Source organism: Dermacoccus sp. MPR-E5, from assembly GCF_058809565.1.
This window is the reverse complement of record NZ_JBXASS010000003.1, coordinates 195171-208153: the sequence shown is the minus strand read 5'-3', so window position 1 is coordinate 208153 and position 12983 is coordinate 195171. Positions and strand designations below refer to the sequence as shown.

Genomic DNA, 12983 nt, shown 5'->3' with positions numbered 1-12983 from the left:
GAACTCAGCTCACCCGCGCGCTGTAGGACGCGGACGGTTTCGCGTCCTTGAGGCACGAGTCGCGAAGCGGCTCACCGACGACCGACGTGACGGCCAGGGTCGTTCCGTCGGGCAGGGAGACGAGCCACCCGTCCTGGCGGTCGGCTACGGGTACCCCGATGTCGTTGACGGGGGCCATCGTCAGGCCCGGATGGCGCTCGCGCCACCACGTCTCTGCCACCTGAGCGACAGGCGGCAGGTCGATTCGCCCGCGGTGTGTGGTCGATGAGAAAGACTGCTGCACAGCAGGATCGAGCGTCGAAGTCATCGTCGTCGTCGCGAGCTGAGCGGCCGCCTGACCAGTGAGCCGGCCAAACGTCTGGCCGCTCGGCAGATGGATTGCCGTCGGCGCGAACCGATGTCCGCCGATGTGCGAGACCTCCCACACGTTGTCGGGTGCGGCGGCATGCGCAGCTTCCGCGACGGGCCGGGCACGGACGGCACAGCAGGCATCGCGGCGGCCGTTCGTGCACACGAGCAGCACAGGCTCGGGACGTGCGGCGAAACCGAAAGACGTCAACCTCGCGCGATCTGCCACATCGCCGGCGAGCAGACCTGTCACGTCTTGGCGTCGCAGGGTCGCTTCGACGAGCCACGGTTCGTCACCGAAACCACCGCCGACGAACACCCGGGCCGTCTCACCCGCCACGGCATGTCGCCCGACACGACGGATGAGGTACAGCGTTGCGTCCGCAGGTTGCGGCAGCCCGGAATCGCCGACGGCATCGCGTCCCCACGCGCCCGGCACCTCGACGGCGACGATGACGCGCGCCACCTTCGCCGTCCCCCACGCAGGCATGCCGGCCGCTTCCCAATCGAGCGAGCACGAACTGGGTGACGTCATCATGCCCCCAGCCTAGAGGCGCGCCAAGGCACGGTGGGTCTCGCGCTCTGATGCGAGCGCCTCAGATGACACGCGCTCAGCAGAACCCTGGCCGTCACCCGGCGCGCCCGCCGCAGCTGCGTCACGTGGTGGTGGTTGTGTCAGTCCTGACTGCCGCACGGGCGAACAACTGACTCAGCTGGCCAACACAGGCTGATGCGCCGCGGTGGCTTCGGAGTGCCACCGTCGCCATCAACGGATGGAGGCGACGCAGCTGCGTCACTTGGTGATCGTTGAGTCAGTCCTGACTGACACAGCGGTAACCACGTGACTCAGCTGTCGATGCGAACTGCACCAGGGGCCGCCATAGAGGCCCGCAACGCCCCGCGCCAGCACCCACCCCGTCAAACGTCAGGCGTCGTCACCGTCGAACAGACTGAGGCGGCTGCCGTCGTCGCCGATCGCACCGTCGCCCGTCTCTTCGCCCGCCGTCACCGGCGTCTGCTCGGCCACTTCGGCGGACGACGCATCGGCGGCCACCGACGCGTAGGGCGCCGTCGTGCCGATCGCGGCGATCTGGCCGGGGGCGGTGTCGCCGGAACCGTCGCGCTTGCCGTCGGCGTCGTCGAGGGTGAGCAGCTTGCCGATCGCCTTGCCCGAAGCATCCGCCGCGCGCGCCGGCGCGGAGCCGACCCACGCGAACGTCAGGTGGTTCTCGCCGCGCAGGAAGCGGTGGGCGCGGACGCCGGCTGTCGCGCGTCCCTTGGCGGGGAACTCGGTGAACGGTGCGACCTTGAGCGAGGTGATCTCACCGTTCGGCGAGCCCGGGTGCCCCGCGCCGGTGACGACGATGCCGTCGCGCGAGACGGAGCCGAAGAAGATCGCTCGTGCGCCGGCACCGAGCTTGATGCCGGCGACACCGCCGCCGGTGCGGCCCTGCGGGCGCACGTTCGCAGCGTTGAAGTGCAGCAGTTGCGCCTCGTTCGTGACGAACGTCAGCTCCTCGGTGCCGGTCTGCAGTTCGACGGCGCCGATGACGACGTCGTCGCCCTTGAGCGTGATGACCTCCATGATCGGCTTGTTCGCGTACTCCGTCGTCACGCGCTTGACGACGCCCGCCGCGGTGCCGAGTGCGAGGCCGGGGGAGTCGGCGCGCAGCGACGTCACCGTCAGCACCTTCTCGCCGGGTGCGAGGTCGACGAACGCGGCGACGGGCGCGCCGCCGTCGAGGACGGGCGCTGCGTGCGTGTCGACGAGGTGCGGCAGTTCGAGCGCGCTGACACGGAACAGCCGACCTGCGGACGTGACGATGCCGAACTCACCGCGCGCGCTGGTGCGCGCGGCGGCGAGGACGACGTCGTGCTTGCGGCGGCCACCGTCGGTCGACAGCGGATCGGCCGAGGTGGTGCGCGCGATGAGGCCGGTTGACGACAGCAGCACCCAGCACGGGTCGTCGGGGATCTCGAGCGGCATCGACGACTTGGATGCCGACCTCGCCACCGCCTGGGCGCCGTTGCCCTCGAGCAGGACGGTGCGACGCGGCGTCCCGAATTCCTTGGCGACGGCGAGCAGCTCGTCGCAGACGACCTTGTGCAGCAGTTTGACGTCGGCGAGGATCGCGCGCAGCTTCTCGATCTCGGCGCGCAGCTCGTCGGCTTCCTTCTCGAGTTCGAGGCGGCTGAACTTCGTCAGGCGGCGCAGCTGCAGGTCGAGAATGTACGTCGCCTGCGCCTCGGACAGGTCGAACACCTGCATGAGGCGCGCCCGCGCCGTCGCGGAGTCGTCGGAGGAGCGGATGATCTGGATGACCTCGTCGATGTCGAGGATCGCGATGAGCAGGCCGTCGACGAGGTGGAGGCGGTCCTCCTTCTTGCCGAGGCGGTGCGTGGTGCGTCGGCGTACGACGTCGATGCGGAAGTCCGTGTAGACGCGCAGAAGCTCCTTGAGCCCGAGGGTGCGCGGCTGACCGTCGACGAGTGCGACGTTGTTGATGCCGAAGCTCTCCTCCATCGGCGTCAGCTTGTAGAGCTGCTCGAGCACCGCTTCGGGGTTGAAGCCGTTCTTCAGTTCGATGACGAGGCGCAGGCCGTGGTGGCGGTCGGACAGGTCCTTGACGTCGGAGACGCCCTGCAGTTTCTTCTGCCCGACGAGGTCTTTCATCTTGTCGATGACCTTCTCGGGCCCGACGAGGTACGGCAGTTCGGTGACGACAATGCCCTTGCGGCGCGGCGTGACGTTCTCGATCGTCGCCGTCGCGCGCGTGCGGAACGTGCCGCGGCCGGTGAGGTAGGCGTCGCGGATGCCGTCGAGGCCGATGATGCGCCCGCCCATCGGCAGGTCGGGGCCCGGCACGAAGCGCATGAGGTCGTCGAGGCTGCAGTCGGGGTTCTTGATGAGGTGGACCGCGGCCTGCACGACCTCGCCGAGGTTGTGCGGCGCCATGTTCGTCGCCATGCCGACGGCGATGCCGCTCGCGCCGTTGACGAGCAGGTTCGGGAACGCGGCGGGCAGGACGGACGGTTGCTGCAGCGAGTCGTCGTAGTTGGGCACGAAGTCGACGGTGTTCTCGTCGAGGCCGGCCACGAGCGTCAGCGATGCGGGCGCGAGACGCGCCTCGGTGTAACGCGACGCCGCGGGGCCCTGGTCGAGCGAGCCGAAGTTGCCATGGCCGTCGATCAGCGGCAGGCGCATCGTGAAGTCCTGCGCCATGCGCACGAGCGTGTCGTAGATCGCCGAGTCGCCGTGCGGGTGGTACTTGCCCATGACCTCCCCGACGACGCGCGAGGACTTGACGTGGTTCTTGTTCGGCGTCAGGCCGAGTTCGTCCATCGAGAACAGAATGCGCCGCTGCACCGGCTTGAGCCCGTCACGCGCGTCGGGAAGGGCACGCGAGTAGATGACGGAGTAGCTGTACTCGAGGAAAGCCGCCCGCATCTCGTCCTCGACATCGATGTCGATGATGTTCTCGACGATGTCCTCGTCCGGCATCTCGGGCTTCTTCGTGCGTGCCACTGCGCTTCCTCACTAGCTCGCTGACGCCCGGTGCCCGGGCAGGGTGCATCGCTCATCCTCGCGCATCCGCGCGCTGACGGGGGTTCGCGACACGCGGCGGAGGTGTGGGTGCATCCTGTGGCAGTCATGTCTCTATGTCGTTTGCATTAGGACATAGAGACGCGGCGGGTTACTGTCTCTATGTCCTAATGCAAACGACATCGAGACATCGGGACACGACGGAGGGGTGGCCATGTTGTACGAGACACCGGACCTCGACGAGGTCGACGTCGCTGTGCTCGACGAGATCGATGCCATCCGTCGCGAGATGGCCGCTGTGCTGCGCGCCCCGAAACGATGGTCCGGGGGCCTGCGCCGGACGACCCAAGCGCGTGCCATCAGGGGGTCGAACAGCATCGAGGGGTACGACGTGACCCCCGAGGATGCGGCGGCTGCAGTCGAGGGCGATGAGCCGCTGACGGCGGATGAGCGCACATGGAAGGAGATCGAGGGCTATCGGCGCGTGCTCACGTACGTGCTGCGTATGGCGACGTTGCCGGGGTTCGCTCTCGATGCTCACACGCTCAGGACGATGCACTTCATGCTCCTCGAACATGACCTGTCGAAGAGCCCCGGCGAGTTCCGGCGGGCAGCCATCTACGTTCAGGACGAATCGACCGGAGCGAACGTCTACGAGGGGCCCGATCCGGACGACGTGCCGGCCCTCATCGACGCCATGGTCGGCGCCATGAGTGCGTCATCGGGGGAGCACAGCATGGTTCGTGGTGCCATGGCTCACTTGAACTTCGTCATGATCCACCCTTTCCGTGATGGCAACGGACGTATGGCCCGCGTCCTGCAGACGCTGGTGCTCGCCACCGACGACATTCTCGAGCCGGAGTTCTCCAGCATCGAGGAGTGGTTGGGCGCCAACACGCGGGCCTACTACGACGTCCTGGCCGCGACGGGGCAGGGTGCCTGGAACCCCCAGCGCGACGCGACGGCGTGGGTGAAGTTCTCCCTCAGAGCCCACCACCAGCAGGCCCAGACGCTCCGGCGGCGCTTCCGCGACGCGGAGAACGTCTGGAGCGCGCTCGACGGCCTGGTGGCGACGACAGGGGTGCCGGAGCGCTCGGTCGATGCACTCTTCGACGCTGCCCTGGGCATCCGCATCCGGCGCAGCACCTACGTCAACCGCACCGGTGTGGAAGAACGCACGGCGACACGTGACCTGGCGGCGCTGGCCACGGCGGGTTTGCTCAGCCCCGAGGGGACGACGCGCGGCCGTGGCCGCTACTACCTTCCGGGCGAGCTCTTGCAGAACGTCGTGCGCGAGGCGCGCGGCGAGCGCACCCTCGTCGACCCGTACCCCGATCTCATGCGGCAGATCCGTGCGAACCTTCCGTAGCGTCGAGGCGCGTTCAGCGCCTGGCACGATGACTCACATCACCAGCGAAATCCACGGCATCAGCGGCAGGGCCAGCTGACGGGTTCGGGTTTCGTCGCCCCGCCTGCCCCGCTCGGCACGCAGACCCCGATCGGGCCCATGGTGGCCGGACGCCGCCTGGCGGCTTTCCCCTGGCCGTGGAGGACGCGCGCACGTTGACGCCCGATCGCGCGGAGCGTGCTGATTGAATGGCCCGCATGGCATCACCGCAAGGTTTCGAGGACAAGGTCGCCTTCGTCTGGAAGGTCGCCGACACGCTGCGCGGCACGTTCCGTCAGCACGAGTACGGCCAGGTGATGCTGCCGCTGCTCGTGCTGCGCCGCATGGACGCCGTGCTCGGCGACACCAAGCCCGCCGTGCTCGCCAAGGCGAAGACGTTCGAGACGATCGCCGCCCCTCAGGCGATGATGCTGAAGAAGGTGGCGGGGCAGCGGTTCTACAACATCTCGCGCTTCACGTTCACGAGTCTGCTCAGCGACGACAAGGCGCTCGCGGAGAACCTATCGAACTACATCCGTGGCCTGAGCAGCGACGCCTACGTCGTCATGGAGGCATACAACCTCGACGACAAGATCGCGCGCATGGATCGCGCGGGCATCCTCTATCGCGTGCTCGCCGACTTCGCCGATCTCGACCTGCGCCCGAGTGTCGTGAGCAACGAGGCGATGGGGTACATCTTCGAAGACCTGTTGCGGCGTTTCTCGGAGATGAGTAACGAGACGGCTGGTGAGCACTACACGCCGCGTGAGGTGATCCGTCTCATGGTCGAGTTGCTCGTCGGCGGCGAGGCGCACCGCGAGCTCGTCGAGAGCCCCCTGCCGGTGCGCACCGTCTACGACCCCGCGGCGGGCACCGGCGGCATGCTCATGACGGCGATGGAGCACATGAGGGCGCTCAACCCCGAAACCGAGGTGAAGGTCTACGGCCAGGAGCTCAACGACGAGACGTGGGCCATCGCGCAATCCGACCTCATGATGCAGGACATCGACCCCAAGCAGATGCGCAACGGCAACTCGCTGACGCAGGACGCGTTCGGCGGTGAGCACTTCGACTTCATCCTCGCCAACCCGCCCTACGGCGTGAACTGGGCCGGGTACGCGGCGCCGATCAAGGAGGAGCACGCCAAGCAGGGCATCAACGGACGCTTCGGCGCGGGCCTGCCGCGCTCGTCCGACGGCTCACTGCTGTTCCTGCAGCACATGCTCTCGAAGATGAAGCCGACGGGTTCGCGCGTCGGCATCGTGCTGTCGGGCTCGCCGCTGTTCTCCGGCGCGGCCGACTCGGGGGAGTCGCGCATCCGCCAGTGGATCCTCGAGAACGACTGGCTCGAAGGCATCGTCGCGTTGCCCGACCAGATGTTCTACAACACCGGTATCTCGACGTACGTGTGGATCCTGACGAACGACAAGGCCGACGCCGACCGCGGCCTCGTCAAGCTCGTCGACGCCCGCGCCATGGGCACGAAGATGCGCAAATCGCTCGGCGACAAGCGCAAGGAGCTGACGGCCGACGCCATCGCCGAGATCGGGCGCCTCTACGGCGGCGCCCTCGACGAGGCGGACGGCGATGCGCGCGTCAAGGTGCTGCCGCGCGAGGCGTTCGGGTTCCAGCGCATCACGGTGGAGCGTCCGATGCGCCGCCGTTGGGAGGTGACGACGGAGGCCGTCGCCGATGCGCCGTTCGACGTGTTCGCGCCGCTGGTCGGTCAGCGGTTCGAGACGGAGAAGGCACTGCTGGCCGAGGCCGACGCGATCGCGAAGCTGACGGCGGCGCAGCGCAAGAAGTTCGCCGCCGCGTGTGCCGTGGCCGACTCCGACGCGCCGATCGTCACGAAGAAGGGGCAGCCCGAGCCCGACCCCGATCTGCGCGACGCCGAGAACGTGCCCCTGCCTGACGGCTGGTTCTCCCTCGACCCCGATGCCCGTGAGACCGCCCTGCGCGAGACGGCCGGGGCGCACCTCGAATCCGAGATTCGCCCCTACGTGCCCGACGCGTGGATCGACCACACGAAGACGAAGATTGGCGTCGAGATTCCCTTCACCCGCCAGTTCTACGTGCACGAACCGCCCCGCCCGGTGGAGGAGATCGCCGCCGAGATCCGTGACCTCGAAACGCAGATTCAAGGCTGGATGAAGGGCTTGGGGCTGTGAAACTGGGGTATGTCGTAAAAGTGAGGAGCGGAGATAGTCCGCGAGGCCTGGGGGATGGCGCATTCCCAGTCTTTGGGGCCGGGGGCCGAATGGGGTCAGTTGGGGCAGTAAACACGCGTCCTGGCCAACTCTTGATTGGGCGAGTGGGCACCGTCGGTTCAGTCCGGTTATTGCATGAACCCGCTTGGGCGACGGATAACACCGTGGTCGTGACGCCAATCGGTGTCGACGAACGGTGGCTCGCCTACTGCCTTATGGGTGCGCGCCTTGGCCATGACATTGTGGGTTCAACAGCTCAGCCGCTTATCACGGGTTCGGACATCAAAAGGGTCCAAGTGGCCAGCGTCTCCGTCGCGCAGCAGCGGCGAATCGCAGACTTCCTCGACGACCGCGTTGCCCGCATCGACCAGATCATCACTGCGCGCCAACAGCAGATTCGAAAGCTCGACGCTCTGGCGGCGCGTCTGTCCTACGAAGCGGTGGTTGGCGCGCATGAGGTCGATCGCCGGCCGAGCGCATTGACGTGGACACCTACCGTGCCGGTGGATTGGCCAGTCCTGACGGTTGGAAGTCAATTCGAGGTCGAGCTCGGGAAGATGCTTGATGAGTCCCGCCAGACGGGGGACCACCCGGTGCGCTATCTGCGAAACACCAACGTGCAATGGGATGTCATCGAGGTCGATGATCTGAAGTCGATGGACATCGCCCCACACGAGTTCGATCGCTACTCCGTGAAGGCCGGCGACCTCCTGATCTGCGAAGGGGGGCAGCCGGGACGCGCCGCCTTGTGGGACGGCCGCATCGAGGAGATGGGTTTCCAAAAGGCGCTTCATCGAGCGCGTACGCGTGGGCGCAGTGCACCGGAATGGCTCCTGGAATGCCTGCGCGTGTGCGTCGACCTCAACGTTTTCGCCGTCGAGAACGGGCAGTCGACGATAGGCCATCTCACCAACGAGCAGCTCCGGGCGACGCGTTTCCCGTTCCCCGAGCGCGCGGAGCAGCTTCGCCTGATGCACGGCCTGTCGGTGTCGCGCCGCGCGGTGTCGGCTGCTCGCGACACCAGTGAGATGTCGATCGCGCGCCTGACCGAATACAAGCAATCCCTCATCACGGCCGCCGTCACGGGTGAGTTCGACGTGACGACGGCTTCGACACGAATCCCTGGGGAGCAGGCATGACCGTCACGCAGGAGAAGGTGTTCGAGGCGAACATCGAGGCGCACCTGCTCGGTGCGGGGTGGGTGAGCGTCGATCCGACGACGTACGACCGCAAGCGCGGCCTGTTTCCCGACGAGGTGATCGCGTTCGTCGAGGCGTCCCAACCGAAGGCGTGGGCGCAGCTCGTCACGCGTCACGGCGGCGAACCTGCGGCGCGGGAGAAGTTCGTCACCGTCGTGCAGCAGCAGGTCGACCACCGTGGCACGCTCGACGTCCTCCGCAATGGCGTCAAGGATTCCGGCGTGCCGGTGAAGCTCTGCTACTTCAAGCCCGCCTCGGGGCTCAACGACGAGATGCAGCGCAAGTACGACGCGAACCGGCTCGGCGTCGTGCGTCAGCTGCACCACTCCGAGTCGAACCCGCGCGATTCGCTCGACCTCGCGCTCGTCGTCAACGGCCTGCCCGTCGCGTCCGCCGAACTGAAGAACCCGCTGAGCGGGCAGGGCATCGAACACGCGATGGCGCAGTACCGCAGCGACCGCAACCCGGCCGACCTCATCTTCGCGAGCCGCATGCTCGTGCATTTCGCCATCGACCCGCACGCCGTGGCGATGACGACGCGTCTCGCCGGCGCGGCCACACGCTTCCTGCCCTTCAACCAGGGCTCCGCGGGCCCTGGCCACCCGGGCAGCGCCGGCAACCCGCCCGTCGACCCCACGAGCGGCGCGTATCAGAGCGCCTACCTGTGGGAGCAGGTGTGGCAGCGCGACGCGTGGCTCGACCTGCTCGGCACGTTCCTCCACGTCAGTGACGGCACGGTGCTGTTCCCGCGTTTCCACCAGTGGCACGCGGTGCGTTCGATCCTCGACGCCACCCGCCGCGACGGTGCGGGCGTCGACCGGCTCATCCAGCACTCGGCGGGCTCGGGCAAGTCGAACACCATCGCGTGGACGGCACACTCGCTCTCGCGCCTGCACGGCGAGGACGACACGCCGATCTTCGACAAGGTCGTCGTCATCACCGACCGCACGGTGCTCGACCGTCAGCTGCAGGAGACCGTCGCCGGGCTCGAACACACGCCCGGCACGATCGTGCGCATCGACAAGAACTCGGCGCAGCTCAAGGAAGCACTCGAAGGCAACGCCGCGCGCGTCATCATCACGACGCTGCAGAAGTTCCCCGTCGTCGTCGAACTCGCGAAGAAGGCCGCCGCCGAGGGGGAGACGAGCGAGGTGGCCGGCAAGCGGTTCGCCGTCATCGTCGACGAGGCCCACAGCTCCACCGGCGGCGACGGCATGAAGAAACTCAAGGGCGTCCTGCGCGGAGACGACCGGCTCGAGGCCGAGGAAGCTGCGCAGGCCGAAGCAGAAGAAGCCGAAGAGGCGAACGATGCGTTGCTCGCCTCCGCGAAGCAACGCGGCAAGAGCACGAACCTGTCGTTCTTCGCGTTCACGGCCACGCCGAAACCGAAGACGCTCGAACAGTTCGGGGAGAAGGACGCCGACGGTGACTACCGACCCTTCCACACGTACTCGATGCGCCAGGCCATCGACGAGGGCTTCATCCTCGACGTGCTCGCCTCCTACACGACGTACGACGTCTACTACCGTCTGGCGAACACCGAACCGCGCGACGACGTCGACCTCGACACCCGCAAGGGCCGCGCCGCACTCGCCCGGTTCGCGTCGCTGCACCCGTACGAGCTCGACGCGAAGGCGGAGATCATCGTCGAGCACTTCCGCGCCAAGACGATGAACAAGATCGACGGCCGGGCCAAGGCCATGGTGGTGACGCGCTCACGGCTGCACGCGGTGCGCACCCAGGAGGCCATCGCGCGCTACATCGCACGCATGGGGTACGACACGGGCGCTCGCCCGCTGCGCGCGCTCGTCGCGTTCTCCGGCACCGTCACCGAGGACGCGGCGCCCGACGTCGTGCTCACCGAGGCGTCGATCAACGGCTTCGCCGAGTCGCAGCTGCCCAAGCGGTTCAAGGAGGACGACGACGCGAAGTTCCTCGTCGTCGCCGAGAAGTACCAGACCGGGTTCGACGAGCCGCTGCTGCACACGATGTACGTCGACAAGAAGCTCGCCGGGGTGAAGGCGGTGCAGACGCTGTCGCGGCTCAACCGCACGCGGCCGGGCAAGCAGGACACGTTCGTGCTCGACTTCGCGAACACCGCCGAGGAGATCCGCGACGCGTTCGCGCCGTTCTACGAGCAATCGTTCGCGGCGCCGACCGACCCGAACATCCTTTACACGCTGCAGCACGACCTCGAATCGGCGGGCGTGCTGTCGCTCGCCGAGATGGAGGCGGCGGTTGTCGCCCTGCTCGACGGGGCGGACGCGAAGCAGCCCGCCATCTACGCGAACGTGGGCGCGGCCGTCGGGCGATTCATCGCCCTCGACGACGACGCGGCCGAAGAGTTCCGCAGCACGCTCGAACAGTTCGTGCGCGCGTACGCGTTTCTCGCGCAGGTCATGCCGTGGGTCGACGCGACGCTGGAGCGGCTGTTCCTCTACGGCAAGCTGCTGCTCGCCGACCTGCCGCAGCGCGAGAGCGACCCGATGCCGCAGCTGTCGAAGGCCGTCCAGCTCACGCACCTGCGGCTGTCGGTCTCGCACGAGGGTGACATCGGGCTCGAGGCGAGCGACGAGGCGGGCGTCGCACTGCCCGGCGAGGGCAAGGGCTCGCAGAACGAGCCGGAGAAGGACAAGCTCTCGGCGCTCATCGAGGCGATGAACGAGAAGTTCGGCGCCGACCTGGGCGAGGGCGACCGCATCTGGATCGACCAGCAATGGGCCGCCGTCAAGGACAACGACCGCCTGCGCGTCGTCGCGCAGTACAACGACCGCTCCGCCTTCGAGCTGGTGCTCGAACAACTGCTCGCCGACGTCATGCTCGAACGGCACGACGCGAACGAGCAGTTCGTCAACTCCTACTTCGAGAAGCCGGGCCTCAAGCGGGCGCTGATCGGCCACCTCGCCGGCACGTACGACGAGTTCCGACGGGAGATGGTGGGGTGAGCGGGCAAGGCCGGCGCCCGTCCACGGCGGACCGGTGGCATCGACTGCGCCGCTCGCCGAGCATGCGGGCGGCGCTCGCGCTCGTGCTTGCGGCCCTGGGCGTCGTTGCGGTCATCTACGGCGCGCGTGCCATCGTCCGCGACCCACTGCGCCCGGGCGCCGTGCGCGCCGGCGAACCGGTCGGCGGGGGCGTGGCGGCCGAGCCGTCGTCCGGCTCGTCGCCGAACGTCGAGACCGCGCAGGCCGCGACGCCGGCGTCGACGTCGTCGATCGTGTGGGCGCTGTCAGCGCGCTTCGGCCGGACCCAGTTCGCGCTCGCGCAGACGACGTGCGCGGGCACACCCTGCCCGGCCCTGCTGCGCACCCAGGACGGCGGCAGCACCTGGCAGCAGGTGCACTCCTTCACGCAGGCCGACGTGTCGTCCGCGCAGGGCGACGCGCAACCCCTCATCCAACCCGCCGGCGCGATCAGTGACCTGCGCTTCCTCGACGCGCGCACCGGATACCTGTTCGGCTCCGACCTGTGGGTCACCCACGACGGTGGTCGCAGCTTCACGCAGGTGCAGCACCCCGGCGTCAGCGTTCTCGACGTCGCCGTTCACGACAGCCAGGCCTACGCCCTCACCGCCGCGAGCTGCATCCAAGGTGGCTGCACCGGCCGCCTCGAGGTCGCCCGCATCGGCACCGCCCGCACGCCCGCCCTCATCGACGCCGTGGCGGGCGTCACGCCGCCCGGCGAGGTGAGCGACGCCGGCATCGTGACGGCCGGCGAGAACCTGCTCGTCCTCGCGCGCGCCGAACGCAGCGGCGGCGAAGCCTCCGGCGCGTGGCGACTCACGGGCGACGCCCTCACGCCGCTGTCGACCCCGCCCGCGTGCAACGGCAAGACCATCGAAGCGGCGACCGGCCTCGGCGCGACGTCACGGATGGTCGCCGTCTGCGACGCCGTCGTCACGGCCCGCTCGACGAGCTACTCCACCGTCACGAGCGTCGACGGCGGCGCGACGTGGCAGCTCGTCGGCGCCGGCAACCTCACACTGCCCACGCAGGGACACGTGACGATCGCCGCGAAGGATGCGACGCACGTCGTCGCCGTCAGCGGCGGCCCACGCGAAGCCCTCGACGGCACGACGCGATCGCTCAGCGACATCGCCGTCGCCGCGAGCAAGGACGGCGGCGCGTCGTGGACGGAGGGTTCCCCGACGTCGCGCCCCAGCCCGGGAGGGTTCGACTCCCTGCAGGCGAACCAGCCCGGCGTCGCCGCCGTCACGCGCCATGACGGCGACATCTGGACCTCCGCCGACAACGGCGTGCACTGGTCACGCCACGCTGTCGGCGCACGGTGATTGA

7 protein-coding genes are annotated in these 12983 nt (G+C 68.2%); 5 read left to right on the top strand and 2 right to left on the bottom strand.

The window, feature by feature from the left end:
- Positions 1-4: 4 nt before the first annotated feature.
- Together AC1RS9_RS03470 and AC1RS9_RS03465 are read right to left on the bottom strand one after the other, a co-directional pair.
- Positions 5-886 (bottom strand): sucrase ferredoxin, encoded by an 882-nt coding sequence (locus AC1RS9_RS03470; RefSeq protein ID WP_144708172.1) that lies wholly within the window; start codon positions 884-886, stop codon positions 5-7.
- A 387-nt stretch (positions 887-1273) separates the two neighbouring features.
- Complete coding sequence (locus tag AC1RS9_RS03465; protein ID WP_492920522.1) at positions 1274-3874, bottom strand: DNA gyrase/topoisomerase IV subunit A; 2601 nt, start codon at positions 3872-3874, stop codon at positions 1274-1276.
- 232 nt (positions 3875-4106) lie between these two features.
- Between AC1RS9_RS03465 and AC1RS9_RS03460 the strand changes: the two genes are divergently transcribed.
- The 5 genes from AC1RS9_RS03460 to AC1RS9_RS03440 all read left to right on the top strand — a co-directional run bounded on the left by AC1RS9_RS03460 (position 4107) and on the right by AC1RS9_RS03440 (position 12979).
- Entirely contained in the window at positions 4107-5261 is a 1155-nt protein-coding gene (locus tag AC1RS9_RS03460; protein WP_492920520.1) for a Fic family protein, read from the top strand.
- A 236-nt stretch (positions 5262-5497) separates the two neighbouring features.
- Positions 5498-7450 carry a type I restriction-modification system subunit M gene (locus tag AC1RS9_RS03455; protein WP_492920518.1) on the top strand — a complete coding sequence of 651 codons (1953 nt, stop codon included), beginning with the start codon at positions 5498-5500 and terminating at the stop codon, positions 7448-7450.
- Positions 7447-8628 carry a restriction endonuclease subunit S gene (locus AC1RS9_RS03450; RefSeq protein ID WP_492920516.1) on the top strand — a complete coding sequence of 394 codons (1182 nt, stop codon included), beginning with the start codon at positions 7447-7449 and terminating at the stop codon, positions 8626-8628. The genes AC1RS9_RS03455 and AC1RS9_RS03450 overlap by 4 nt, the downstream gene beginning before the upstream one ends.
- Positions 8625-11633: a type I restriction endonuclease subunit R gene (locus tag AC1RS9_RS03445; RefSeq protein WP_492920514.1), complete on the top strand. Its 3009-nt coding sequence runs from the start codon at positions 8625-8627 to the stop codon at positions 11631-11633. The genes AC1RS9_RS03450 and AC1RS9_RS03445 overlap by 4 nt, the downstream gene beginning before the upstream one ends.
- Entirely contained in the window at positions 11630-12979 is a 1350-nt protein-coding gene (locus tag AC1RS9_RS03440; protein WP_492920512.1) for a WD40/YVTN/BNR-like repeat-containing protein, read from the top strand. The genes AC1RS9_RS03445 and AC1RS9_RS03440 overlap by 4 nt, the downstream gene beginning before the upstream one ends.
- Positions 12980-12983 lie beyond the last annotated feature (4 nt).

Bases quoted from the DNA above. Each gene is read 5' to 3' on its own strand.
- AC1RS9_RS03470 (WP_144708172.1), bottom strand. From the start codon at position 886: ATGATGACGTCACCCAGTTCGTGCTCGCTCGATTGGGAAGCGGCCGGC.
- AC1RS9_RS03455 (WP_492920518.1), top strand. From the start codon at position 5,498: ATGGCATCACCGCAAGGTTTCGAGGACAAGGTCGCCTTCGTCTGGAAG.
- AC1RS9_RS03460 (WP_492920520.1), top strand. From the start codon at position 4,107: ATGTTGTACGAGACACCGGACCTCGACGAGGTCGACGTCGCTGTGCTC.
- AC1RS9_RS03445 (WP_492920514.1), top strand. From the start codon at position 8,625: ATGACCGTCACGCAGGAGAAGGTGTTCGAGGCGAACATCGAGGCGCAC.